This is a genomic window from Serratia sp. LTN-2, from assembly GCF_059740205.1.
In genome coordinates this window covers 513117-537882 of sequence record NZ_JCAXDO010000003.1, presented here as the reverse complement: position 1 = coordinate 537882, position 24766 = coordinate 513117, and the positions used below count along the sequence as shown (strand labels likewise).

The following is a 24766-nucleotide window of genomic DNA, read 5'->3' as shown; positions in this document are numbered from 1 at the left end:
ACCAATCGGGGAAAATAAAGAGATATCTTTCATTCGTAAGTTCCTCTTTTTCGTTTTTCGGAGATTTTATGAAGCTGGTCACTGAACGTCTGCACTTACAGTCGATAACCGCCGAGGATTGGCCGCTGTTTCTGCGCCTTTACCAGGATCCTGAGGTGATCCGCTATATCGCCGATCCGCTCAGCGAAGTGGCGATCCGCGAGCGTTTCGATGCACGGCTGCCGGCCTGGGACAAACACGGCGATCAGTGGCTGTGCCTGGTGATGCGTGAGAAGCACAGCGGGGAGGCGGTGGGCATTACCGGCTTTCGCCCGCAGTGGCTGCCGTATCGGCAAGCGGAGGTGGGATACGGCAGTTTGCCTGCCGGGCAGGGCAAGGGCTATGGCAAGGAGTCGCTGCGGGCGGTGCTGGATTTTGCGGTGAACGCCTGCGGTTTTCACAAGCTGACCGCTACCGTGACCTCCGGCAACCTCGCCTCGCGCGGTCTGCTGGAGTCGTGCGGTTTTCAGTTGGAAGGCACGCTGCGCGATAACTTCCGCCTGGCGGGAGAGTGGCGCGACGACTGGCTGTTCGGGCTGCTGGCGGCGGAGTTTCAGGGCGGCAAATAAAAATATCGCGCCGGGTATCGACAAGCTCGTCGGCGCTGCGCTATGTTCGATATTCGGTCAGTTCGCTGGCCAGCGTCGCTCGGACGGTCCGGGCGCTAACGTTTATCGAGGAATCCCCTATGGCTGATAACAGTCCACAGCGCCGTTTCACGCGCATTGAACGCCTTCCCCCTTACGTATTCAACATCACCGCCGAACTGAAGATGGCCGCACGCCGTCGCGGCGAGGATATTATCGACTTCAGCATGGGTAACCCCGACGGCCCGACGCCGCCGCACATCGTGGAAAAACTGTGCGCCGTCGCCCAGCGCGACGACACCCACGGTTACTCCACCTCGCGTGGCATTCCGCGCCTGCGCCGCGCCATCTCGCGCTGGTATGCCGATCGTTATCAGGTGGATATCGATCCGGAAAGCGAAGCCATCGTCACCATCGGCTCGAAAGAGGGGCTGGCGCACCTGATGCTGGCGACCCTCGATCACGGCGATACCGTGCTGGTGCCGAACCCCAGCTACCCGATCCACATTTACGGCGCGGTGATCGCCGGCGCACAGGTGCGTTCGGTGCCGCTGGTGGACGGCGTGGATTTCTTCGGTGAGCTGGAGCGCGCCATTCGGGAAACCATTCCGCGTCCGAAAATGATGATCCTCGGCTTCCCGTCCAACCCGACCGCGCAGTGCGTGGAGCTGGATTTCTTCGAACGGGTGGTGGCGCTGGCCAAGCAGTACAACGTGCTGGTGATCCACGATCTGGCCTATGCCGACATCGTCTATGACGGCTGGAAAGCGCCGTCGATCATGCAGGTGCCGGGGGCGAAAGACATTGCGGTGGAGTTCTTCACCCTGTCGAAAAGCTACAACATGGCCGGCTGGCGCATCGGTTTTATGGTCGGTAACCCCGAGCTGGTCAGCGCGTTGGCGCGCATCAAAAGTTATCACGACTACGGCACCTTCACGCCGCTGCAGGTGGCGGCCATCGCCGCGCTGGAAGGCGATCAGCAGTGCGTGCGCGATATCGCCGAACAGTATCGGCAGCGCCGCAACGTGCTGGTGAAGGGGCTGCATGAGGCTGGCTGGATGGTGGAAAATCCGAAGGCGTCGATGTACGTGTGGGCGAAAATTCCCGAACCTTATGCCCACCTCGGCTCGCTGGAGTTCGCCAAGCGCCTGCTGGCGGAAGCCAAGGTTTGCGTCTCGCCGGGCATCGGCTTCGGCGATTACGGCGATACGCATGTGCGTTTCGCGCTGATCGAGAATCAGGACCGCATTCGCCAGGCGGTGCGCGGCATCAAGGCGATGTTCCGCGCAGACGGGCTGCTGAAGCCGGGCAAAGGCGGCGGCGCCAAATAATCCCGTCAGGCCGGGCGCTCGCCCGGCCTTATTTTTTTCCGTCCCAAGGTTTTCTTCATTATTTCCCCATTATGCTCGACTACGCTGAGTTTTATTTTTTGGACAGAGTGTATGAGCAACCGCTACGCGCGATCGCAAATCGTTTTACATTGGCTGACGTTGCTGATGGTGATCCTCACCTATGCGGCGATGTTGCTGAAGGATTCGGTGCCGGACGAGTGGGCGCCGATGGTCAAAAATCTGCACTTTAACTTTGGGGTGTCGGTCTTTGCCCTGATGCTGATTCGATTGGCGGTGCGCACCTTTCACGCGGCGCCGCCGACCACGCCGCCGTTGGCCGAATGGCAGGAAGTGGGTGCCAAGATCTTCCATTGGCTGCTGTACGTGGTGTTCCTGATGTTGCCGCTGCTGGGGATGTTAACCCTGGCCTACGGCGGAAAATCGTGGACGTTGCTGGGATGGCCGGTACCGCAATGGGTGACGCCGGATCCGGTGATGCGCAAGTTGGTCAAAACGGTGCATGAGACGTTGGCCAACATCGGCTACTTTATCATTGGCGCGCATGCGCTGGCGGCGCTGTATCACCACTACCTGCGTAAGGACGACACCCTGCGCCGCATGATGCCGGGAAAATAATCGTAGACTGAAACGACAAAGGGACGCTTGCGCGTCCCTTTGGCTGTATTCCTGGTCAGGCAACCATCAACATGAAGGTGCCAACCCAGGCAACCAGCATGAATGACACGCCCATCAAAAAATATTTCACTGAACAACTCCTGTCTGGAGTCCTCGCCAGCAATGATCCCGATTGTTGTGCTGAGTATTTTATGGGCAACCAGCTTGTCGGGCGGGTTCTTCCAAGCGAAAGAACAACGTCCTCGAGCGCGAGTTGTCCGGTTGTCGCGCCTCATGCTCCGTGAGGTAAAATCTGAACCGCGACAGGATCGGCGCTAATGTACTCTCAATACTGGTCTGATTTCAATACTGTGTTTTTGATCACAATTTTTGGCTGTTTTTTGACCTGCTTGTGCTGTTTTATAACGCTTTTCATCGGCAAGCGACAGGAAGTAGCCCGCCGTGGCGGGCTGCAAAATCGGGGGGTGGCAATGCGGTGGCAGGCGCTCAGGCGAGGGCGTTGATGCCGGTCACCAAAATGGCCCAAAAAACGAGACAAGACAGCAGAATAACGGCCCAAATATGACGGCGACTCCACTCCATTTTTAGCCTTCGTTGTTGCGACAAGTGATTAGGTAACGATCACATCGGCGCCAACTGGGGAAAATTTAGCCCTTGCGGATAATATTTTGCTTACCTGCAGCTAACTTATTGGCAAACTTCGCTTATTGTCACGCGCACTTCATAGCCCAACAGATACAGCGCCTGTTCCAGCGCTTCAACCTTCGAGGCGTAGCCGATATCCAGCAACCGCTCCATTTGCCCGCTATTGAAGCCCAGCTGGCGCGCTAGCGCCGCTTTGCCGATGTTTTTGCGCAACATGGCGTTGTGCAGTTCGATCTTCAGCGCCACCAGCGCCGGCAGGTGTACCCTCAAGTCATCGGTTTGCAGAGGGGAAGGGGCGGGCAGGGGCAGCCCTTCGTCCATCGCGGCGGCGATGGCGGCCAGCAGGCTTTCCTGCGCTTCCAGCTCGACGTCTTCGCGTTTATAGCAGGCCGATTGCCACTCGGGGAAGTCGTGGAAACCGATCTGCCAGGCGTCGCTGTCGCTATCGAAGGTGTAATGGGCGGGGTAGTGGCTGTACATGGCAATCCCTGATTGAAACCTGAATGAGGCGCTATTGTGACGATATGGCCGGCGGATGACCAGCGTTCTGGGCGCTCAATCGGTCTCTTCTCCCGGCTTGCGGCGCAACCCGTCGGGCGGCAACAGCAGGGCGCAGATCATCCCCGCCAGACTGAACAGCGGCAGCCAGCGGGCCAGCGGGCCGGGAGAGTAATTGTTCAGCACCGAACACACATAGCACGCCACGGCCAGCGCCCAACCGGGCAGACCGATATCGTTGAACCGGAACGCGGTTTTGGCCATGAACCACGTCACCAGACCGAAGCAGAACAGCGCCCACACCATAATGCACAGCAGATACAGCAGCACCGCGACGAATTCGGCGGTATCGCTGTGTGCATGGGCGCGAAAATGATTTTTGTCCAGATAGGTCGACAGAAACGACAGCAGCGCGATGCCGATGGCGAAGATGGCCAGCGAAAAAATAAAGGTTTTGCGCGAGACGCGCCCGCGATAGAGGTCTTTAGCGAGTTGTCCGAGAGATTCCATAACAGTCCGTTGTCGCGATAATGGCGATGAATCGCCGTCTGGCGGTAAGCAGGGCAAACAGCGGGGCATTTTATCCGGGTAACCGGGAGCGTCAAGGTGATAATTATTATCATTTAGTCGCGGTTGAGATTCAGCGTGACCGCCTCGGGCGTCCTTTCACCGCGCAAAACGTCACAATTTGGCACGTTTGGCTACCTGAGGCGGTAATTGGCGACATAATCCTGTTTGTTCGCACCGAACAATGCATTAACATAACTCTCACTTATCTCTTGCATGGCTATATGGATATCCGATGCGTCACCTGGTTGCGCTTTTACCGCTGATTACCTTGCTTGCTGCCTGTAGCAGCACGCCGAAACCCAGTACCACCGCTACGCCGCAGAACGCCCCGGTAAAAGGCGGCTTTTTGCTGAGCCCGGCGCACAGCGGCGCGCCGCTGGGTGGGGATTTCGCCAATAACCCGAATACCGCACGCTTTATCGATAAGATGGTGCAGGAACACGGCTTTGATCGGCAGCAGCTGCACGATGTGCTGGCGCAGGCCCGACGATTGGATTCGGTGCTGCGGCTGATGGACAGGCAAGCGCCGACGCCGTCTACCCAGGGGCCAACCGGGCCGAATGGCTCCTGGCTGCGCTATCGCAACAAATTTATTACGCCGGATAACGTGCAGAACGGCGTGGTGTTCTGGAACCAATATCAGGATGCGCTGCAGCGTGCCTGGCAGGTGTACGGCGTGCCGCCGGAGATCATCGTGGGGATTATCGGCGTGGAGACCCGCTGGGGCCGCGTAATGGGTAAAACCCGCATTATCGATGCGTTGGCGACGCTGGCCTTTGACTATCCGCGCCGCGCCGATTACTTCGCCGGTGAGCTGGAAACCTTCCTGCTGATGTCGCGCACCGAAGGCGACGATCCGCTCGAGCTGCGTGGCTCCTTCGCCGGCGCGATGGGCTACGGGCAGTTCATGCCTTCCTCCTTCAAAAGCTATGCGGTCGACTTTAACGGCGATGGTCATATCAACCTGTGGGATCCGGTCGATGCCATCGGCAGCGTGGCCAATTACTTCAAGGCGCACGGGTGGTCCAAAGGCGAACCGGTCGCCATCCAGGCCAACGGCCAGGCGCCGGGGCTGGAAAACGGCTTCAAGACTCGCTATTCGGTTGCCGCGCTGGCGGAAGCCGGCCTAAGCCCACAGGGTTCGCTCGGCGATAATCAGGAGGCCAGCCTGCTGCGGCTGGACGTTGGCACCGGCTACCAGTATTGGTACGGCTTGCCGAACTTCTACGTCATCACCCGCTATAACCACAGCACCCACTACGCCATGGCGGTGTGGCAGTTGGGCGAAGCGGTTGGGCGCTCGGCGCGCGGCGGTTTCTGACGCTGCTTCAATCAACGAAAAAGGCCGCTTGCGCGGCCTTTTTTACGTTCTGAGCAATCAGAAGTCGTAGCGCAGACGCACCACGGTCATATCGCCGAGGTTGTCGGTGCTCGATGTCAGCACATGCTCTACGTCAACGCGGAAGCCGTAGTCAAACTGCACGGTAACCCCGAGGCCGTTGTCGATGCGCTGGTAGTTGCGGCCGGTGACGTATTCCAGGCGATCGCCCATGAAGTACGGCATCACCGATTTCACCGCGTACTGACCAACCGGCACGGTATAACCGGCCAGGTACTCGATGCCCCACGCGTCGCCGGCGAAGTAATTGTTGATGTCGGCTTTCTTGGTGGTCAGGAAGTCGTGGTAGTAACCGCCGCCGAAGGTCAGCGTCCAGTTGTCCGGTTTCCAGCTGATGGCGGTGCCGACGATGTTCTGGTCGTAGCTTTTGCTGCCGCTGGTGGACGGGTTGCGCATTTCGGCGCGGGTGTAGTTCCAGGCGGTGCCCCAGGTCAGATCCTGAGTAATGTGGTAATCCACGCCTAGTGAGCCGCCGCCTTTGCGCTTATAGCGCAGGCCGTTGCCCGGCAGGTAGTCGCTGTCGCTGAACAGGTACGAAGCGTAAACGTCCGCATCGCCGAAGCTATTTTTGTACTTCAGCATTTTGCGTGAACGGTAAGAGCCGTCGTAGTCGCCGTTGATGCCGTTGCCCGGCGCCTGAGCCAGCATGTCGTAGTCCCAGATGTCGGTTTTGGCACCGACGACATCATAGTAAACGCTGTTCTGCTGGCCGAAGGTCATCTGTCCCCAGGTTTTGCTCTTCAGGCCGGTATACAGCATGCGGCGGCTGGTGTTTCGCGCGCCGTCGGCATAGTGATGATCCCAGTCAAACAGCGCCGGAATGTTCACACCCAGCTCGTAGTAGCTGATCCAGCTGATATCGTCGAACAGGTAGTAGTCCGCCGCGAAACGGAAACGGGTGCCGCCGTCGAAGCCGTTACGCTTGTAGGAGCCCTTGTCACCGTCGCCCGTCATGTTGTTGAACTGCGGACGGATGCTGCCGCCAACGGTGAAGTTCAGGCGGCTGAGCGGATCGCCGGCCTGCGGATCTTGCTTCAGCAGGGTGATTTCCGCCTGAGCGGCGAACGACGCACTGCCGATCGCCAGACCCAGCGCCACTGCCTGAGTCACTACGCGCAATTTCATTGCCATGTGTTATCCCTGTTTTATGTATGACCGCCCCCATCAGCGCCGCCATGCCGATGTTTTGCGCAAAAAGCTGCGTTTTTGCGCATTTTGACGGTGTTTTTTAGTGTTTTCGCGGCGGGCGGCATTTGTAACATAAACGACGAGATAAATAATTACTTTTCTTGCTAATTATTGGCCGGTTTTTGACCATTTCGTGCGGCGAAAACGGGCGCTATGCATGCCTCTCCGCTTGGATGAATTCATTTAACGCCAAGGTTTATATTTTTCATTTGTCAGCCACCGGCGCCTGCCTGTAATTTCAACCGTGCAAGAGATAATTGATTTTAGCCTGTCACCGCCGTATTAACGTTGGCCTTTGGCTGCGTAATCGGTCGGGATAAATAAGCGATTGGGAGGTCGCCATGAGAAACCTGTTAATGTTGTTAGTGGGGTTGTTTTCATTACCGGCGATGGCGGCGGAGTCGCACGTTTGCCATTCTCAAGCTTATGATTATGCTGAGGTTAGCAAACTCAGGCTGTCCGACGATACCCTGTTTACCTGCCGCGGCGTGGGGCGCCTGACGATCCCTGAACTGGCGCGTAAAGGATGGAAAGTGATTCATTTGGCGCAGCAAACCGAATATACCGACGCCGTAGACAGCGATGGTGAGGTTATTAAACTTTATCAGGAAATCGTGGTTTATAAAGAATAAGACGACGGCAGCCTGTTATTATTCCAACGGCGGCGAGAACTTATTATGAATGCAAGAATTGGTATCGACGGCAGAGCTGCCGCCGCCATGGTGATGCTATGCGCCATCTGGGGGATGCAGCAGGTGGCGATCAAGGCGGCAGAGTCGGACATGTCGGCGGTGCTGCAGATTGCCATTCGCTCGGGTCTCGCCGCGCTGGGGGTTTATCTGCTGGCGCGCTGCCGCGGCGAACGCTTCACCTGGGATCGCGCTACGCTGTGCGCCGGTTTGAGCGTGGGGGGATTGTTTGCGCTGGAGTTCTTTTTTGTCTCCGAGGGGCTGCGTTACACCAGTGCTTCACATATGGCGGTGTTTTTGTACACCGCGCCGCTGTTTTCCGCGCTTGGCCTGCATTTTCTTATTCATCAGGAGCGCCTGTCGCCGATGCAGTGGTTTGGCATGCTCATCGCCTTTGGCGGCGTGGTGCTGGCCATGTCGGGCATGGCCGGGGAAAGCGGCGGTGCCGAGCGGCTGAAAGGCGATCTCTACGGCCTGCTGGCGGGGATCGCCTGGGGCGGTTCTACTCTGGTGATTCGCACCACCCGTCTGGCGGAGTGCCCCGCCAAACAGACGCTGCTGTTTCAGTTGACGGGCGCCTGCGTGCTGCTGTCGCTGCTGGCGATAGCGACGGGCAATTTGCACGCCGTCATGAGCACGGTGGTCTGGAGCAGTTTGCTGTTCCAAACGGTGATCGTGTCGTTTTTCAGCTACCTGATCTGGTTTTCACTGTTGCGCCGCTATCAGGCTTCTTCGCTGGGCATTCTTACCTTTATGACCCCGGTATTCGGTATCCTGGCGGGTGTCGTCATTCTCGGCGAACCGCTGCAAATTGAGTTTGTATTGGGTGCTGTGCTGATCGTGCTGGGGCTAGTCGTGGTGAGTTGCTCATATCTTATTTATGTTGACCGAAGGGTGGCACCAAAAATATAAATTATGGATGTTGATGTACAGAACTACCAAATAAGCTGCGAAAGCCAATTCATTATTCAACTGCAAATATCTCGCTATGCCTGGGGCGTGCCGCTGATTACGCTCAGCGATAACGGCGATTTGACCGTAATAAGAAGCCGAGGCTGGTCAAAGTTGGCTAACGGGATGGCGTTGGAAGTTTATTACTTTGCCAATAATTCCCTGCTTGCCTGGGATAAAAATCGGAAATATATCTCCTATTCAAAAGACGGGCGCATTTATGCCTGTGCGCTGCACTTCTCTTATTCCCCCAACATATGGAAATAAGCCTCTGGCCGTCAGGTCAGAGGAAAGGTCTTCATGATCCACTGTTTAAAGGCGAGGATTTTCGGCCACTGCCGTTCGGAGATGGTCGAGGTAAAATAGCAGTGCTCACAGGGCACGGTCATATTGCTGAACGGGATGATCAGCTCACCGCTTTTGATCCAATCCTGCACCAGATTGAGCCGCCCCATGGCGACGCCAAGGTGCCGCGTGGCGGCCAGCACCGCAAGATCGGAGCGGTCGAACTCCATGCTTTTGCTGTCGGTATCCAACCCCAGCGCAAAGTGTTGCGACCAGGTCTGCCATTCATCTTCGCCGGAATTGTAGCGATCGTGCAGCAATGTGCAGTGGGCCAGGTTTTCCGGCGCGTCGTACAGATTATGCGCGGCGGCGTACTGCGGGGTGCAGATCGGCACCATTGATTCCTGCATAAAGGCTTCGTCCAGATGCCGCCCAGAGGGCAGTTTGCCGAAGTACATCGCCAGGTCCACGCCACGGTTGGCCAGGTTGATGATCTCTTGCCCGGTCAGAATATTGAGGTGAATGGTGGGGTGTTGGGCGATAAAGTCGCCGATGCGCGGCAGCAGCAGACATTGCACCAGGGATGGGTGCGAGTAGAGCGTCAATGTCCCCGTCAACTCGCGATTTTTGATATCCAGAATTTCCTGATTCAAAGTGTTGAAGGAACTGTCCAGCGCCCATTGCATGCGCTCACCTTCCGGCGTCAGGGTAATTCTGCGATGAAAACGCTGGAATAGCAGAAAGCCCAACTCCTTTTCGAGCAAATTAATGCGATGGCTCACGGCGCTGGGGGTGATCGACAATTCTTGCGCCGCCAGCGCAAAAGATAAATGACGGGCGACGCATTCGAAAGTATGCAGCCGGGAAAATTGATAGCTGGTCAGCGGGGTGGCCCGTTGTGAATATTTTCTACTGGGGAACATGTTATTTCTCCGTGCGCGCAATGCAGCGATACTAACATTTAATGGAGAAAGGGATAAACCCAGGTTGGTGAATATATTCGGATGTTAAACTGACGATTTCAGTGATGCTGAGGGTAAGCTGATTTATTGCCTCAGGACCGTAAATAACGGGCGGATGGCTTGGGGTGAGAAGACGATGAGCGTCGGGAATCGGTGAGTAAAATAACATGGCTGCGGTTAAGCGGCGACTAAATACGCCTATCTATGAGGGATATAGCGGCTTCACTATGATAATTCGGCGCACCCGCTGTGTTTGCTCTGTGGCCGAGAGGACCGGGCCTGATGGCTACCCACCGGGCCCGGCATTCAGTGAAAAGCGGTTTGCTCGTCGGCGCGCATCAACGGCGGCGCAGCAGCAGGCCGGTCAATAGGCCTGCGCCGGCAATCAAAGCCAACGCGACGATCGGGTTTTTCTTCATTATGCTGCCGGCACAGCTCAGGGCTTCGCCGTATTTTTCTTGCAGCGCGCCCGCTGCATAGCGCGTGGCGCCTTCGGCTTGCAAACGTTCGTTTCCGGTAACGTCGCCCGCCATTTCCTGCGCTTTGCCCGCCACTTTCTCTATCATGCCATCGGCTTTTTCGCTGTTCATCATGATGCGCTCCTAAGGTTCGATCCGTTTGGCTTCCGCACAGGGCGAAAGCTTGCATTTGCATTTCCATGTTATGCACTACATCGGGTGCCTATAAGGGGCGTTTGCATCGGTGCGGATAGTGCATTTGCAGGCTACTTGCTGTTCCTGGCGCTCGGCCCACCGGTAAACAGCCCGCGTTCTCTGGCCCAGACGATGGCTTCGCTGCGGCTATGCACACCCAGTTTGGAATAGACCGTCGCGACATGGTTGCGAATGGTGTTGAGCGCCAGATTGAGACGCGCCGCGATTTTCTTGTCCGGCAGCCCCTCGCAAATCAATTCCAGCACATCGCGCTCGCGCGGCGTGAGATCGCTGGCGTTAAATCTGGCCTGGTCGGGCCGGTTGATGCTTTTCACGTTAGCCAGTTTTTCGATCAGGGTTTGGCTGAACCAGGAAGCGTCCTGCATCACTTCTTCGATGGCGCTCACCAGCTCCAGCTCCGAGCGTTTGCGTTCGGTAATGTCCATCAAGACCAACAGATAACAGGGCGCATTGTGGATGCTGATGGCGTCCGCCGAGGCCACGCAGTCGATCAGCTCACTCCCTTTCTTGCGCACCTGGATGTCCAGCCCTTCGACGTTACCGCCTTTTTCCAGGGCGGCAAACAGCCGGCGGCTTGCCTCGGGATCGTCAATAAACTGGATCTCATCGACCGTCTTGCCGATCAAGGCTTCGGCCTCGTACTCGGTGGTGCGGGTGAAGGCTTCGTTGACATCCAGCATGCGCCGCTCGTCTGCGGTGCACAGTAGCGTTGGCACCGGGCTCAGGCGAAATGCCTTGGCGAATCGCTCTTCGCTTTCTCGCAGCGCCGATTCAGCCTGGCGTCGGGGTTCGAGATCGGTGAATGTGAATAGCATGCAATCGTCTTCATTGAAGTCCAATGGTTGGCCGGCAACCACCACCAGCTTGCTTCCGCCACCGGGCAGTTTCAGCTCGGCCTCCATCTGCGGAATGGTGGCGCCTTCTCCCAGGCGCTGTACCGCCAGCTCTTTGTGCTCCGCTTGTTCCAGGACATCCACTTCATAAACCGAACGGCCCATGACCTGTTCGCGTTGATAACCGGTCATATCCAGAAACCCTTGATTGACCTTGACGTAGCGCAGGTCGCTTAGCCGACAGATGACCGCCGGCGCCGGGTTGGCGTTGAAGGTTTTTTCAAAACGCTGCTCCGCGCTGGCCCACTCGGTAGCATCGCTCAGGATCAGCGCCAGCAGCTCCGGCTGCCCCTGCGGATCGGTGACGATCAGGCTCCGCAGGCGGTGCACCCAGAAGCTGTCCGGATCGTCTAACCGCCGAACTTCCACCACCACATCGGTAAAGGTCTCGCCATCGGCAACCCGGCTCAGCGGGTACTGTTCCAGCGCCAGCGGATGATTGTTGCGATAGCGCAGGGCAAAACGCGCCGCGTACTCGCCGGCATTGGCCCCCAGGGCTTTCTGATGACCCACGCCATGCATGGCGAGCGCGGCCTCGTTGGCCCAGAGAAGGGTTTGCTCGGTATCCGTCAGGATCACGCCGTCGGACAAGCCGGAGATGATTTGCTGCAGGTGGCCGCGCTGGGTTTCGCTGGCGAGGACGGATTGGCTCATGGATTCTCCGCTAGACAGAAGGGGGCGGCCTCTGGCGGGGGCCGCAGATTACGCTACTCGCTGAGCAGCTTAGTGCATAACGTGCGAATTCGCAGGGTGTGAATGCACTAGTCATTCTGGCGCAAATGAACCGGGACGGCCGACGACGCCGCGCGGCAGACTGAATTTGTCTGCGCGGTTATCCGCCGTGCGTGCAATCACTTGTCCAGAAAATATAAGGAACAACGATGACCACTGTCTATGAATCAAATCGCTTTGCGTTTCAGGTGTCATGGGGCTCGATATTGGCCGGGAGTGCCGTGGCGCTGGTGACTTATCTGATATTCAGCGTGCTGGGTACGGCTATTGGCGCCCAGGCCGTGGATATGATGCAACAGGGCAATCCGCTGAGCGGCTTTGGCACCGGCACCGGCATCTGGCTGCTGGTTTCAACGCTGGCGGCGCTGGCCGCTGGCGCGTTCGTCGCCGGGCGCACCGCGCCGAACCGCGGCGGCTTGCATGGCCTGCTGAGCTGGTCTATCACCACCTTGCTGACCACCTGGCTGATGGTTTCATTGGCAAGTGGCGTGGTTGGACTGGCGGGCAGCGCGGTGGGCAAGGGGCTTTCGCTGGCGGGCAGCGGCCTGGCGGCGGCGGCGCCAAACGTGGGCGAAGGCCTCAAGCAACAGCTGGATAAAAACGGCATCAGCCTGGACTGGGGAAGTCTGGAAAACCAGTTGAACGCCACGCTTAAGCAGACCGGCAAGCCGGAGTTGGATCCTGCGCGGTTGGAACAGAAGGCCGATCGGGTGGCCGCTGACGGCAAACAATCAGCCATGGATGCCGCTGCCGATCCTGCGCAGGCCGCCACCGAGCTTAAGCAGTGGTTCGAACGCGTCAAACAGTCCGGTGAGCCGACGCTGAGCGCCGTCGATAAGAACGCGCTGGTGAATATCGTTGCCGCGCGCACCGGGAAGAGCCGCGACGAAGCGAGCCAAATCGTCGATAACTACGCTCAGGCTTACCAGCAGGCGGTGCAAAAAGTGGAAAAACTCAAGGCGCAGGCCGAACAAAAGGCGCGCGAAGCGGCCGATGAAGCGGCCAAACAGCTGTCTCGCGCCGCATGGGGCTCCCTGTTGGTGCTGCTGTTGGGCGCCGCGCTGAGCGCGGGCGTGGGGCGGATTGCTGAATCCACCCGTCGTACCGTCGCGGTAAGTTGAGATGAAGAAAAACCTGTCGTGCATCTCGCTGAATTATCGAAAAGTGGCGGGGGCGTCAGCCCCCGTGCTCGTCATCGATTTTTGCAACGAGAACAACGAGCGCTACACCTTGCGCTACAACCTGCCACCGGATACCCCGGAACGCACCGAACGACGAGTATCTTTGCTGCTGTATCTGTTGCGTAAACACCGATCGGCAGAGATCGATAACCTGACTGATTAATCCATTTGTTGAATGAAAAGCCCAGCCTCACGTGCTGGGCTTTTTGTTTGGGGCCGTAGGCCGTTCTGGCGACAAGGCACGGGGCGAGTCGGCTCGGTATTTTACCGGGGGAGAGGTGTGTGGTTCACGGGAGTGGACGTGGCTCCCTATGGGCGTGGTTTGTAAAACAGGGCATCGAGCAAGGTTGGTTAAAACATCCGTTTTCTCTGCGCTGGAACGATAAAAAAGAAATGTGCTATTGCGACGCGAGATTATTGAGAACAACGTTCAATTCCTGAGCTTACCTCTCTCGTTTTCTTTGACTGACGATCATCCTTTTACATATCGGTCGCAGTAATATTTATCGGCGGGCCAAACTATAAAATGCGTTTTCATTTGTGATGATGAAATTCCTATTCGGCCATGCAGTCCGGCTGTAAAAAAACACTTTAAGGTAAAACAATTAACAAAAAGTGTGATTCCACCAGGTGTGGCAAGTGCATCTTTGATGAGTGCATTTTACATGGCTTGATTTTGTTTTATGGGTTTCCCATGGCGGGATTTATATAACATGATCATTTTCAGGTATTTATGCGATAGTTTTTCCTATGCCGTAAAAAATGAATTGGCAGGGTGATTTTTTTTAGGATTAATCTTAATGACTTGGTTTGTTTGGTTAACGATTTTAATAAAAAGGACGCAAATCTTATAAAGGCAAGGAGCACATATGGATTACAGAAAAGATATTCTTGTACAGGTGTTGGAGTATATGGAGAAGAATATTGTCGAGGGGCTGTCAGTTGAAAAGGTTTCCATTATTTCAGGCTACTCTAAATGGCATTTGCAACGGCTGTTTAAGCATTATTTTGGCATAACGCTCGGGACTTATATAAGGAATAGAAAACTGAGTCGCTCTGCTATTCTGCTCAAACAGCACCAAGGAAATATATTGGATGTTGCCCTGGCATCCGGGTTTGCCTCTCAGCAATGTTACACGCGGGCATTCAAACGTTTCTTCGGCGAAACGCCCAACAGCTTCAGGAACAGCCGGGGGTGGGATTTTTCCATGCAGATCCCGCCATATGGCAACGACAAGAAACCCTATTTCTACCACGCGGTCATGCCGGATGACATTGAGATGTTAAAGCATTACAAGGCACTAATTTTTCATTCTATAAGAAAATACAGAGATGCCAGTGACATTGCACAGACCAATGAGAAATGGTTAAGCAAGCAGCGAGGGGTGTGTAATGTCGAAAAGAACAGGAGCCATAAATGGCATTCCAGCAGCAAGGAACCAGAGGTTTTTCATTCCATTTTTAATTTTTATATTCCTATGGGTAGATATATTGTCATCCCCTTTATGGGGGAGTTGTCAGAGTACGTTAAATTTTTCGAAGGAATATACGACATCTATCTGCCGGCTATCAATGTCAAAATGCGGGAGAGCTTTTTTATCGAGTTATATAGACAAGATAATTTAAATGGTAATGTTATCAATGTCGATATACTTATTCCTGTAACCTAGTGATAAGGCAAGAAGACATCATGAATAAAGAAAAAAGCCTCGACCCGATTAATAAACGCCAACAGGTTCACTTTATGCTACCTTTTACATTACCTGCGCCTGGCCGAACAAGGGTTGCCGGTTTAGGCCAGCAGGCCATTAAATTTACGGTGGTGTTAATTTTTTTCATGTTTTCAGGAAATGCGATGGCAAATAAGCAGGAACATCAGAAAATAGCGTTGGTCGGAACCTGGACCCATATTCCAGATGCGCCGGCGGTGCAGAAACCGGCGCATCCCAGTGAAGGGCTCTATCGCCTGGCGGTGAATGGCGACGGCACGTTAACGCCGCTCGATGTGATTAAGATGAAAAGCCCGTCGTGGATCGTAAAATCTCGCGATGGCCGTTTTGCCTATGTCACCAATGAAGAGGACGCGGGAACGGTGACCGCGTTGGCGATAGGCCAAGACGGCGCCGTCCGGGTACTGAATACGGTGAACAGTGCAGGCCGGCAGCCGACGCATGCCACACTCAGCCCGGATGGCCGGTATCTGTTTGTCGCCAACTACTCCGTCACTCAAGGTGGCGCGGGCGTGACGGCATTGCCGATTGGCGGCGACGGCAAGCTGGGTGAGTCCGTGCAGCATTATCCGTTTACATCAGGTTCCGGCGCCGTGCAGGGGCGTCAGGAAGGGGGCCATGCGCACTCCACCACCTTCAGCCGCGATGGCAACTATCTGTATGCGGCGGATCTTGGCGGGGACAAGCTGCACGCCTATCGCTACCGTTCGGATAGCGCGCAGCCGTTGCAGGCGGATGCCTCGCGCGATGTCAGCTTTGCACCCGGCGCCGGTCCACGGCACATGGTGTTCTCGCCGCAAGGCGAATATGCCTATGTCATCACCGAAATGGCGGGCGACATCGAGGCGTTTGCCGTCAACGACCATCGATTGACGCCGCTGGGGAAAGTGAAGCTGAACGGTGGGCAGGACTCGGCGGAATTTAAAAGCGGCGGAGCCATTATCCTTAGCCCGAGCGGAAAATATCTTATTGCCACCAATCGTGGCAGCGATAATCAACTGCTGGTATTAAGCATTGCCGAGAATGGTCTGCCAGGCGCGCCGGCGCGCTATCAAGCCGGCGGCATTGAACCGCGTGCGCTCGCGTTCGATGCCGGAGGCGGCTACCTCTATGCCACGAATGTATTCACCAATACCGTGACCCTGTTCGATTTCGATGATGAGACGGGCAGGTTGCAGGCCAGGGGGGAGGCGGCGACGATCTCAACGCCGACGGATATCAAGTTTTTTAATTAACGCCAATCATAACGCTCGGGGAAATCGAGTCTGAACAGGGGAAAAGGGCGGATTGCGGGTGCAGATGATGGAGAATGGCTTGATTAGAAAGGATGGTGTCCCCGACTGGAATCGAACCAGTAACTAGCCCTTAGGAGGGGCTTGTTATATCCGTTTAACTACGGGGACGCTGCGGGTCGGCAACCGAAGCTGCCGGGGCATTATACCTTTTTTTACCCGCAGAATAAGCGCTTAGCGGCGCGTTTGCTCAATACCTCGCCAGTTCGCGCCGAAATTTCCTCGGCTAACCGACGGCGATCACGGTTTTTCCCCGCCGTGGCGCCGTTTTTCCTCTTGCAGGCGCGCCGCCTTATTTTTGGCGCTCAAATCGTTGCGGATTTGCGCATGGCTTATCAGCGCAAAGATAAAGGTGCCGCCGATGATATTGCCCGCCAGCGTCGGCAAGGCGAACGGATAAACGAATTCTCGCCAGCCAATCGCGCCGTTGAACACCAGATAGAGGATCTCTACCGAACCGACCACGATATGGGTCAAATCGCAAATCGCCACCAGATAGGTCATCAGCACGATCACCCAGATTTTCGCCGCGCCGGCGGCCGGGAACATCCATACCATGGTAGCGATGATCCAGCCGGCCAGAATGCCGTTGGCGAACATTTCTCCCGGCGTATGGCGTATCACCTCTTCGCCCAGGCTGATGAAGGCGCCGCGTGTTTCGGTGTCGAACAGCGGCATATGGGTAAACGCCAGCGCCGCCAGCCCGGTGCCGATCAGGTTGCCGAGTAGCACCACGCCCCACAGGCGCAGCAGGATCAGCAGGTTACGCGGCGTGGGTTTATGCATGACTGGCAACACAGCCGTGACGGTGTTTTCGGTAAACAGCTGCTGGCGCGCCATGATGACGATGATAAAACCGAAGGTGTAGCCGAGGTTCTCGATGAAAAAACGGCTGGGATCGTCCGGCAGACGGGCGTGGAAAATGCCTTTCGCCGCCAGCGAGGCGCCCATCGACAGCCCGGCGGCGACTGCCGACCACAGTAACGCCAGCCCGTCGCGCTCCAGCTCTTTTTCGCCCTCCATCCGGATCTGTTCATGTACCGCCGCCGCGCGCGACGGCAGATTCTCTTCCCTGACTTCGATTTCGCGCTTGCCCTGTTCCTGCTCTTCGCTCTCTACCTGCATCGTCTCATCCTGCTCGTGCTCCTGGCGCTGCTGTTCGTTCATGCTGTCGCTCCTGCTCAATAAGGGTGAGTTCACGTCATTAAGCGTAGCTGCCCGGCCTAAATGCGGCGAAATACAGAAAAAGGTAACAAGAGTTAAAATCCGCCGGTTTTTTCCACGCATTCTTGATCCTGCTCGCCATATTGTCCCGTTGGCGCGCCCGCCGCGGGCTGCGTGCGGGGAAAGGCTTATGCTATGATTCGCTATCCCAAAGAAAAATATGAGTTCCCCGATGCTGGAAGCCAAAAGTCTGAGTTGCGTGCGCGATGAGCGCATCCTGTTTAGCGAGCTAAGCTTTTCAGTTCAGCCGGGCGATATCATTCAGGTAGAAGGGCCGAACGGCGCGGGCAAGACCAGCCTGCTGCGCATTCTCGCCGGTCTGGCGCGGCCGGACGGCGGCGAGGTGTGCTGGCGCGGGCGCAGCACGTTGCGCGATCGTGCAGCCTACCAGCAAGACTTGTTGTTTATCGGCCATCAGCCCGGCATCAAGGCCGTATTGACGCCCTTCGAAAATCTGCAGTTTTATCAAGCGGTGCGCGGCGCCGCCGATCATCAGGCCATCTGGCGCGCGCTGGAGCAGGTGGGGCTGGTGGGTTACGAAGATCTGCCGGTGGCGCAGCTGTCGGCGGGGCAGCAGCGGCGCGTGGCGCTGGCGCGCCTGTGGCTGAGCGCGGCGCCGCTGTGGATCCTCGATGAGCCGCTAACGGCGATCGACAAACAGGGCGTGGCCGAGTTGATTAGCCTTTTTGAACAACATGCGCAGCGGGGCGGCATGGTATTGTTGACCACGCACCAGGATTTGGCCGGCGTCAGCCAAACGGTGGGCAGAATCCGGTTGGCGGAACACGACGCGGGGAGTTTGTGATGTTTTTGACCCTGCTGCGTCGCGAATTGAAAATCGCCTGCCGTAAAGGTTCGGAGATCGTCAACCCGCTGTGGTTTTTCCTGATCGTCATCACGCTGTTCCCGTTGGGGATTGGCCCTGAGCCTCAGTTGCTGGCGCGCATTGCGCCGGGCATCGTGTGGGTGGCGGCGCTGCTGGCCTCGCTGCTCTCGTTGGAGCGGCTGTTTCGCGACGATTTTCTCGACGGTTCGCTGGAGCAGCTGTTGCTGCTGCCGACGCCGCTGCCGATGACGGTGCTGGGCAAAGTGTGTGCTCACTGGGTGGTGACGGGATTACCGTTGCTGATCCTGTCGCCGCTGGTGGCGCTGCTGCTGTCGCTCGACATGCAGACCTGGCTGGCGGTGGCGGGGACGCTGCTGCTCGGCACGCCGACGCTGAGCCTGATAGGCGCTATCGGCGTGGGGTTGACCGTCGGTCTGCGCAAAGGGGGCGTGCTGCTCAGCCTGCTGGTGCTGCCGCTGTATATCCCGGTGCTGATCTTCGCCACCGGCGCGATCGACGCCGCCTCGATGGGCATGCCGATCGACGGTTATCTGGCGATACTCGGCGCGATGCTGGCGGGCAGCGTGACATTGGCACCGTTTGCCACCGCGGCGGCGCTGCGAGTGAGCGTGCACTAGCTAACTGATTGAATGAACAGACGGGGCAAGGCCGACAAGAGCGTACCCCGCAGAAGATTTTCGCCGTTTCGATCGCTCGGGGCGGCCGACGCACAAAAATTACCGTGAGCACTGACGACAATGTGGAAATGGTTACATCAACTGGCGCGGCCCGAGCGGCTGTATCACGTCTGCGGCCGCTTCATCCCCTGGCTGGGGCTGGCGGCGGCGGTTTGCCTGCTGTTCGGCTGGGCCTGGGGCTTTGGTTTCGCGCCGAAAGACTATCAACAGGGCGACAGCTTCCGCATCATTTATATTCACGTGCCGGCGGCCATGTGGTCGATGGGCATCTACGCCTCGATGGCGGTGGCGGCGTTTATCGGCCTGGTGTGGCAGATGAAAATGTCCGATACCGTGGTGGCGGCGATGGCGCCGATCGGCGCGGTGTTCACCTTTATTGCGTTGGTGACCGGCTCCGCCTGGGGCAAGCCGATGTGGGGCACCTGGTGGGTGTGGGACGCGCGTCTGACCTCCGAACTGGTGCTGCTGTTTCTCTATATGGGCGTCATCGCGCTGTATAACGCCTTCGAAGACCGCCGCCTGGCGGGCCGCGCCGCCGGCATTCTGGTGCTGGTGGGGGTGGTGAATATTCCGATCATCCATTTCTCCGTCGAATGGTGGAATACGCTGCATCAGGGCTCGACCAATATGCAGCAGTCCATCGCGCCGAGCATGCGCACCCCGCTGCGCTGGGCGATCCTCGGCTACCTGTTGCTGTTCGTCACGCTGACGCTGATGCGCCTGCGCAATCTGATCCTGTTCCAGGAGCGCCAGCGCCCGTGGGTCGCCGGGCTGGTGAATAAGGAGCGTCAGTCATGAATGCCGCGTTCGATTCCTGGTCGGCGTTTTTCGCCATGGGCGGCTACGCCTTCTATGTCTGGCTGGCGGTCGCCGCCACGCTGATTTCGCTGTTGGGGCTGGTGGCGCACACCGTCTGGCAGCGGCGGCAACTGCTCGCCGAGATCGGCCGGCGTCAGGCGCGCGAGCGGCGCATTCGCCATGCGCAACAATCAAAACAAAAATCCGCCGCACCGCGGGAGAAATCATTGTGAATCCACGTCGTAAAAGCCGCCTTTATCTGGCGATCGTTGTGCTGATCGGCATCGCGCTGACCGCGACCCTGATGCTGTACGCGCTGCGCTCCAACATCGATCTGTTCTACACCCCGGGGGAAATCCTGCAGGGCAAGGGCGAAAACCATGAGAAGCCCGAAGTCGGCCAGCGGCTGCGCATCGGCGGCATGGTGATGCCCGGCTCGGTGAAGCGCGATCCCAATACGCTGCAGGTCAGCTTCAAGATTTACGACGCGCGCGGCGCGATCGGCGTGACCTATACCGGCATTCTGCCGGACCTGTTCCGCGAAGGGCAGGGCGTGGTAGCGCAGGGCGTGCTGGGTGAGGGCAACGTGGTCAACGCGCGCGAAGTGTTGGCCAAACACGATGAGAAATACACCCCGCCGGAAGTGGCCGACGCGATGAAAGAGAACCACCAAGGGCCGACGCAGGCGTATAGCGCGCCGCAGGCGGAGGGCACCAAGTCATGATGCCGGAACTGGGCAGTTTTCTGCTGTGCCTGGCGCTGGCGATTGCGCTGCTGCTGAGCATTTACCCGCAGTGGGGCGCGGCGCGGCAGGACAGCCGCATGATGGCGGTGGCGCGGCCGCTGACCTACGGCATGTTCGCCGCGATTGCGCTGGCGTTCCTGTGCCTGGTGCACGCCTTCGTGGTCAACGATTTTACCGTCGCCTACGTGGCCACCAACTCCAATACTCAACTGCCGGTGTATTACCGCATCGCCGCCACCTGGGGGGCGCATGAAGGTTCGCTGCTGCTGTGGGTGCTGCTGCTGAGCTGTTGGTCGCTGGCGGTGGCGCTGTGCAGCCGGGCGATGCCGCAGGATGCGGTGGCGCGGGTGCTGTCGGTGATGGGGATGATCACCGCCGGTTTCCTGCTGTTCATCATCATGACCTCCAACCCGTTCACCCGTACGCTGCCGAATTTTCCGATCGACGGCAGCGATCTCAACCCGCTGCTGCAGGATATCGGCCTGATCTTCCACCCGCCGCTGCTGTATATGGGCTATGTCGGCTTCTCGGTCGCCTTTGCGTTCGCTATCGCTTCGCTGATGGCAGGCCGGCTCGATACCGCCTGGGCGCGCTGGTCGCGCCCGTGGACCACCGCCGCCTGGGTGTTCCTCACGCTGGGCATCGTGCTCGGATCGGCCTGGGCCTACTATGAGCTGGGTTGGGGCGGCTGGTGGTTCTGGGATCCGGTGGAAAACGCCTCCTTTATGCCGTGGCTGGCCGGCACCGCGCTGATGCATTCGCTGGCGGTGACCGAAAAACGCGGCACGTTCAAAGCCTGGACGGTGTTGCTGGCGATCACTGCCTTCTCGCTGTGCCTGCTGGGCACCTTCCTGGTGCGCTCAGGCGTGCTGGTCTCGGTGCACTCCTTCGCCTCCGATCCGGCGCGCGGCATGTTTATTCTCGCTTATCTGGTGATCGTGATCGGCGGCTCGCTGCTGTTGTACGCGGTCAAAGGCGGCCAGGTGCGCAGCCGGGTGCAGCACGAAACCTTCTCGCGCGAGACCTTTCTGCTGGGCAACAACGTGCTGCTGATCGCCGCCATGCTGGTGGTGCTGCTGGGCACGTTGCTGCCGCTGGTGCACAAACAGCTGGGGCTGGGCAGCATCTCGATCGGTGAGCCGTTCTTCAACACCATGTTCACCTGGCTGATGGCGCCGTTGGCGCTGCTGTTGGGCATCGGCCCGCTGGTGCGCTGGCGCCGCGATGAGCCGAGCAAGCTGTGGCGCCGCCTCGGCGTGGCGCTGTTGGCGACGCTGGTGCTGTCAATCCTGCTGCCGTGGCTGTTGCAGGACAGCATCGCCGGCATGACGGTGGTGGGCCTGATCATGGCGCTGTGGGTGATCATCCTGACGCTGATGGAGCTGCATGAGCGCGCTACCCATCGTCACGGTTTCTGGCGCGGCCTGCGCCAGCTGTCCCGCAGCCACTGGGGCATGGTGCTCGGCCACCTCGGCGTGGCGGTGACGGTGATCGGCATCGCCTTCAGCCAGAATTACAGCGTGGAGCGCGACGTGCGGATGAAGGCCGGCGACAGCGTGGATATCCACAACTATCACTTTGTGTTCCGCGATGTGCACGACATCCGCGGCCCGAACTACAGCGGCGGCGTCGGCATCATCGACGTCACGCGCAACGGCATGCCAGAGGCGACGCTGCGCGCAGAGAAACGCTACTACAGCGTGGCGCGCAGCATGATGACCGAGGCGGCGATCGACGGCGGTTTCAGCCGCGATCTGTACGCGGCGCTGGGCGAGGAGCTGGAAGACGGCTCCTGGGCGGTGCGTCTGTATTACAAACCTTTCGTGCGCTGGATCTGGTTCGGCGGCGTCTTTATGGCGATCGGCGGCCTGCTGTGCATTCTCGATCCGCGTTACCGCATGAGTAAAAAGCTCAAACGCGAAGGCAAGCTGGAGGCGCAACCATGAAGCGTAAGCTGCTGTTTATCCCCCTGGTGCTGTTTCTGCTGCTGGTGGCGGCGCTGATGGTGCAGCTGACGCGCAACGCCGGCGGCGAAGATCCGACCATGCTGGAATCGGCGCTGATCGGCAAGCCGGTGCCGACCTTCAGGCTGGAATCGCTGGATCAGCCGGGCAAAACCTACGATCAGGCGGTGCTGCGCGACGGTAAGCCGATATTGCTCAACGTCTGGGCCACCTGGTGCCCGACCTGCCGTGCGGAGCACCAGTACCTCAATACGCTGGCGGCGCGCGGTGTGCGGGTGGTCGGCTTGAATTACAAAGACGATCGCGCCAAGGCGGTGACCTGGCTCAATTCTCTCGGCAATCCCTATGCCCTCAGCCTGTATGACGGCGACGGCATGCTGGGCTTGGATCTCGGGGTGTACGGCGCGCCTGAGACCTTCCTTATCGACGGCCAGGGGATTATTCGCTATCGCCACGCCGGCGACATGAACGAGCGCGTCTGGCAGCAGGAAGTGTTGCCGCTGTATAAAAAATACGGGGGTGAAGCATGAGGCTGATTGTCCTGCTGTGCGCCGCGTTGCTGAGCTGGAGCGCCGCTGCGGCGATCGATACCTATCGCTTTAACTCCGTCGAGCAGGAGCAGCAGTATCGCGAATTGACCGAACAGCTGCGCTGCCCGAAATGCCAAAACAACAGCATTGCCGATTCCAACGCCATCATCGCCGCCGACATGCGCACCAAGGTGTATGAGCTGATGATGCAGGGGCAAAGCAAGCAGCAGATCATCGATTACATGGTGGCGCGTTACGGCAACTTCGTCACCTACGAACCGCCGGTAACGCCGGCGACGCTGATCTTGTGGATCGGCCCGCTGCTGTTTGTGTTGATCGGCGGGGCGGTGGTGATCCTGCGCACCCGTCGCCGGCCCGGTGCAGCGGCAGACGATGAATTCTCCGAACGGGAACGGCAGCGCCTGGCGGCGCTGTTGCAAGAGACTGACAGGAAGAAACCCTAATGGCTTTTTGGCTGATTATTTGCGTGTTGCTGGCCGGCGCCGCCGCGCTGCTGGTGGTGCCGGCGATGCACCGCGGCAAGCAGAGCGCCGCCACGCGCGATGCGTTGAACAAGGCGTTTTATCAGGATCGCCTCAGCGAACTGGAGCAGGATGAGCAGCAGGGCGTAGTGGCCGAGCGCCCGGAGCTGGTGAAAGAGCTGCAGCAGAACCTGTTGTACGACATTCCCGCCGAGCAGCAAGCGCTGCAGGCGAAGCCGATCAACCGCTGGGCGCTGGTGCCGGGCGTGCTGTTATTGTTGGTGGTGACGGTTGGCTTTTATCTGAAAACCGGCGGGCTGGCGCAGGTGTTGGATTGGCATCTGGTGCAGGCGCAAATGCCGGAATTGCGCGAGCGCGTCGCCAATGAGCGCGCCAAACCGCTGAGCATGGAAGAGATCGCCCGTCTTGGGCTAGGGCTGCGCACCGAGCTGCAGCAGGACGATCGCAACATCAACGACTGGATGATACTGGGGCGCGTCGGCATGGCGCTGAACAACGCCACCACCGCCACGCAGGCGTTTGCCCATGCTTATCAATTGGATCCGAATAGTCTGGAAGTGCGGCTCGGCTATGCCGAGGTCTTGACTCGCTCCAACGATCCGGAGGATAACAAGCAGGCGACGCAGCTGTTGCGGCGCATGATCGCGGAAAATCACAGCGATCCGCGGGTGCTGAGCCTGCTGGCGTTCAATGCCTTCGAACAGGGCGATTTCAAGCAGGCGATCGGCGCCTGGCAGGTGATGTTGCAGCTTCTGCCGGCCAACGATCCGCGCGCGGAAGTGATAAAGCGCAGCATTGCACAAGCAAAAGCCCAGGCAGGCGGAGAAACTGTTAAACTGAATGTGACCGTTTCGCTGTCACCGCAGGCGGCGAAAGCCATGTCGCCGCAGGGCACGCTGGTCATCTCGGTTACCGACGGCGTCAGCCCGGTGCCGGTGGCGGTAAAACAATTGCCGCTGAGCCGTTTTCCGCTGTCTTTCTCTCTGGATGACAGCAACGCCATGATGCCCGAGCGTCTACTCTCGGCGCAGCATCAGGTGCAGGTGCGTGTGCGCCTCTCACAGGACGGATTGGCCACGCCGCAGCCGGGAGACTGGTTCGGCGAAAGCTCGCTGCAGACATTCAGCGGTAAAGAGCAGGTTAGCGTTCAGATAAACAAGCAGGTCCCTGAAAAATAAGACCGAACGTGTTTTTAT

General features: G+C 58.1%; 28 protein-coding genes and 1 tRNA gene. 20 read left to right on the top strand and 9 right to left on the bottom strand.

All coding sequences use genetic code 11. The features are described 5' to 3' along the window. Positions 1-68 precede the first annotated feature (68 nt). The 3 genes from AC6BYQ_RS09720 (at position 69) to AC6BYQ_RS09710 (ending at position 2593) form a co-directional block, all read left to right on the top strand. Complete coding sequence (locus AC6BYQ_RS09720; RefSeq protein ID WP_498056789.1) at positions 69-608, top strand: GNAT family N-acetyltransferase; 540 nt, start codon at positions 69-71, stop codon at positions 606-608. Between the two features lie 119 nt (positions 609-727). Next, a complete protein-coding gene (gene alaC, locus AC6BYQ_RS09715) occupies positions 728-1957 on the top strand; it encodes an alanine transaminase (RefSeq protein WP_019453812.1) in 1230 nt (409 codons plus the stop codon). A 111-nt stretch (positions 1958-2068) separates the two neighbouring features. Beyond that, entirely contained in the window at positions 2069-2593 is a 525-nt protein-coding gene (locus tag AC6BYQ_RS09710) for a cytochrome b (protein ID WP_019453811.1), read from the top strand. Positions 2594-2648: 55 nt separating this feature from the next. Here the strand turns inward: AC6BYQ_RS09710 and ypdK are convergent, their stop codons facing one another. From ypdK to AC6BYQ_RS09695, 3 genes are all read right to left on the bottom strand, one after another. Continuing rightward, on the bottom strand, positions 2649-2723 hold the full coding sequence (ypdK, locus tag AC6BYQ_RS09705; protein WP_099782600.1) for a membrane protein YpdK: 75 nt from the start codon (positions 2721-2723) through the stop codon (positions 2649-2651). A 557-nt stretch (positions 2724-3280) separates the two neighbouring features. Continuing rightward, positions 3281-3718: a type II toxin-antitoxin system HicB family antitoxin gene (locus AC6BYQ_RS09700; protein ID WP_498056788.1), complete on the bottom strand. Its 438-nt coding sequence runs from the start codon at positions 3716-3718 to the stop codon at positions 3281-3283. 75 nt (positions 3719-3793) lie between these two features. Then, positions 3794-4246, bottom strand: coding sequence for a DUF805 domain-containing protein (locus AC6BYQ_RS09695; protein ID WP_498056787.1), 453 nt, complete (start codon positions 4244-4246; stop codon positions 3794-3796). 292 nt (positions 4247-4538) lie between these two features. Here AC6BYQ_RS09695 and mltB point away from each other — a divergent pair, with 292 nt between their 5' ends. Then, positions 4539-5627: a lytic murein transglycosylase B gene (mltB, locus tag AC6BYQ_RS09690; RefSeq protein ID WP_019453804.1), complete on the top strand. Its 1089-nt coding sequence runs from the start codon at positions 4539-4541 to the stop codon at positions 5625-5627. 57 nt (positions 5628-5684) lie between these two features. On the opposite strand, the gene AC6BYQ_RS09685 is transcribed toward mltB, so the two are convergent. Beyond that, positions 5685-6830, bottom strand: coding sequence for a porin (locus tag AC6BYQ_RS09685; protein WP_019453803.1), 1146 nt, complete (start codon positions 6828-6830; stop codon positions 5685-5687). A gap of 404 nt (positions 6831-7234) precedes the next feature. Between AC6BYQ_RS09685 and AC6BYQ_RS09680 the strand changes: the two genes are divergently transcribed. Genes AC6BYQ_RS09680 through AC6BYQ_RS09670 form a run of 3 tightly spaced genes read left to right on the top strand, consistent with a single transcriptional unit; the run spans position 7235 to position 8800 of the window. Next, positions 7235-7525 carry a hypothetical protein gene (locus AC6BYQ_RS09680; RefSeq protein ID WP_074055769.1) on the top strand — a complete coding sequence of 97 codons (291 nt, stop codon included), beginning with the start codon at positions 7235-7237 and terminating at the stop codon, positions 7523-7525. Between the two features lie 45 nt (positions 7526-7570). Beyond that, complete coding sequence (locus AC6BYQ_RS09675) at positions 7571-8494, top strand: DMT family transporter (protein WP_498056786.1); 924 nt, start codon at positions 7571-7573, stop codon at positions 8492-8494. A 3-nt stretch (positions 8495-8497) separates the two neighbouring features. Next, positions 8498-8800, top strand: coding sequence for a hypothetical protein (locus tag AC6BYQ_RS09670; protein ID WP_198636268.1), 303 nt, complete (start codon positions 8498-8500; stop codon positions 8798-8800). Positions 8801-8811: 11 nt separating this feature from the next. On the opposite strand, the gene dsdC is transcribed toward AC6BYQ_RS09670, so the two are convergent. The 3 genes from dsdC to AC6BYQ_RS09655 all read right to left on the bottom strand — a co-directional run bounded on the left by dsdC (position 8812) and on the right by AC6BYQ_RS09655 (position 12001). Further along, positions 8812-9741, bottom strand: a complete 930-nt coding sequence (dsdC, locus tag AC6BYQ_RS09665; RefSeq protein WP_498056785.1) for a DNA-binding transcriptional regulator DsdC — start codon at positions 9739-9741, stop codon at positions 8812-8814. A 377-nt stretch (positions 9742-10118) separates the two neighbouring features. Then, positions 10119-10373 carry a CsbD family protein gene (locus tag AC6BYQ_RS09660; RefSeq protein ID WP_498056784.1) on the bottom strand — a complete coding sequence of 85 codons (255 nt, stop codon included), beginning with the start codon at positions 10371-10373 and terminating at the stop codon, positions 10119-10121. Between the two features lie 131 nt (positions 10374-10504). Further along, complete coding sequence (locus tag AC6BYQ_RS09655) at positions 10505-12001, bottom strand: helix-turn-helix transcriptional regulator (RefSeq protein ID WP_498056783.1); 1497 nt, start codon at positions 11999-12001, stop codon at positions 10505-10507. A 227-nt stretch (positions 12002-12228) separates the two neighbouring features. On the opposite strand from AC6BYQ_RS09655, the gene AC6BYQ_RS09650 reads away from it, so the two are divergent. From AC6BYQ_RS09650 to AC6BYQ_RS09635, 4 genes are all read left to right on the top strand, one after another. Beyond that, positions 12229-13200: a hypothetical protein gene (locus tag AC6BYQ_RS09650; protein WP_498056782.1), complete on the top strand. Its 972-nt coding sequence runs from the start codon at positions 12229-12231 to the stop codon at positions 13198-13200. Between the two features lies 1 nt (position 13201). Beyond that, the gene (locus tag AC6BYQ_RS09645; protein ID WP_019453795.1) at positions 13202-13423 is read left to right on the top strand and encodes a hypothetical protein; all 222 of its coding nucleotides are present in this window, start codon (positions 13202-13204) and stop codon (positions 13421-13423) included. A 706-nt stretch (positions 13424-14129) separates the two neighbouring features. Continuing rightward, on the top strand, positions 14130-14930 hold the full coding sequence (locus tag AC6BYQ_RS09640; protein ID WP_432524593.1) for a helix-turn-helix domain-containing protein: 801 nt from the start codon (positions 14130-14132) through the stop codon (positions 14928-14930). 20 nt (positions 14931-14950) lie between these two features. Continuing rightward, entirely contained in the window at positions 14951-16225 is a 1275-nt protein-coding gene (locus tag AC6BYQ_RS09635) for a lactonase family protein (protein WP_498056781.1), read from the top strand. Positions 16226-16318: 93 nt separating this feature from the next. On the opposite strand, the gene AC6BYQ_RS09630 is transcribed toward AC6BYQ_RS09635, so the two are convergent. Further along, positions 16319-16393: transfer RNA gene (locus AC6BYQ_RS09630), tRNA-Arg, on the bottom strand. A gap of 129 nt (positions 16394-16522) precedes the next feature. Next, positions 16523-17449 carry a formate/nitrite transporter family protein gene (locus AC6BYQ_RS09625; RefSeq protein WP_019453792.1) on the bottom strand — a complete coding sequence of 309 codons (927 nt, stop codon included), beginning with the start codon at positions 17447-17449 and terminating at the stop codon, positions 16523-16525. A gap of 229 nt (positions 17450-17678) precedes the next feature. Here AC6BYQ_RS09625 and ccmA point away from each other — a divergent pair, with 229 nt between their 5' ends. The 9 genes from ccmA (at position 17679) to ccmI (ending at position 24748) form a co-directional block, all read left to right on the top strand. Further along, positions 17679-18311 (top strand): cytochrome c biogenesis heme-transporting ATPase CcmA, encoded by a 633-nt coding sequence (ccmA, locus tag AC6BYQ_RS09620; protein WP_019453791.1) that lies wholly within the window; start codon positions 17679-17681, stop codon positions 18309-18311. Then, positions 18311-18970, top strand: a complete 660-nt coding sequence (ccmB, locus tag AC6BYQ_RS09615) for a heme exporter protein CcmB (RefSeq protein ID WP_019453790.1) — start codon at positions 18311-18313, stop codon at positions 18968-18970. Before ccmA ends, ccmB begins: the two co-directional genes overlap by 1 nt. Positions 18971-19090: 120 nt before the next feature. Beyond that, positions 19091-19828 carry a heme ABC transporter permease gene (locus AC6BYQ_RS09610; protein WP_063919801.1) on the top strand — a complete coding sequence of 246 codons (738 nt, stop codon included), beginning with the start codon at positions 19091-19093 and terminating at the stop codon, positions 19826-19828. After that, complete coding sequence (gene ccmD / locus AC6BYQ_RS09605) at positions 19825-20061, top strand: heme exporter protein CcmD (RefSeq protein ID WP_004936267.1); 237 nt, start codon at positions 19825-19827, stop codon at positions 20059-20061. Before AC6BYQ_RS09610 ends, ccmD begins: the two co-directional genes overlap by 4 nt. After that, positions 20058-20552, top strand: coding sequence for a cytochrome c maturation protein CcmE (gene ccmE, locus AC6BYQ_RS09600; protein WP_211129962.1), 495 nt, complete (start codon positions 20058-20060; stop codon positions 20550-20552). Before ccmD ends, ccmE begins: the two co-directional genes overlap by 4 nt. Beyond that, a complete protein-coding gene (locus AC6BYQ_RS09595) occupies positions 20549-22519 on the top strand; it encodes a heme lyase CcmF/NrfE family subunit (RefSeq protein ID WP_498056780.1) in 1971 nt (656 codons plus the stop codon). Before ccmE ends, AC6BYQ_RS09595 begins: the two co-directional genes overlap by 4 nt. Next, positions 22516-23067, top strand: coding sequence for a DsbE family thiol:disulfide interchange protein (locus tag AC6BYQ_RS09590; RefSeq protein WP_015378623.1), 552 nt, complete (start codon positions 22516-22518; stop codon positions 23065-23067). Before AC6BYQ_RS09595 ends, AC6BYQ_RS09590 begins: the two co-directional genes overlap by 4 nt. Continuing rightward, positions 23064-23531: a cytochrome c-type biogenesis protein gene (locus AC6BYQ_RS09585; protein ID WP_019453785.1), complete on the top strand. Its 468-nt coding sequence runs from the start codon at positions 23064-23066 to the stop codon at positions 23529-23531. Before AC6BYQ_RS09590 ends, AC6BYQ_RS09585 begins: the two co-directional genes overlap by 4 nt. Further along, complete coding sequence (ccmI, locus tag AC6BYQ_RS09580; protein WP_498056779.1) at positions 23531-24748, top strand: c-type cytochrome biogenesis protein CcmI; 1218 nt, start codon at positions 23531-23533, stop codon at positions 24746-24748. The genes AC6BYQ_RS09585 and ccmI overlap by 1 nt, the downstream gene beginning before the upstream one ends. Positions 24749-24766: the final 18 nt, after the last annotated feature.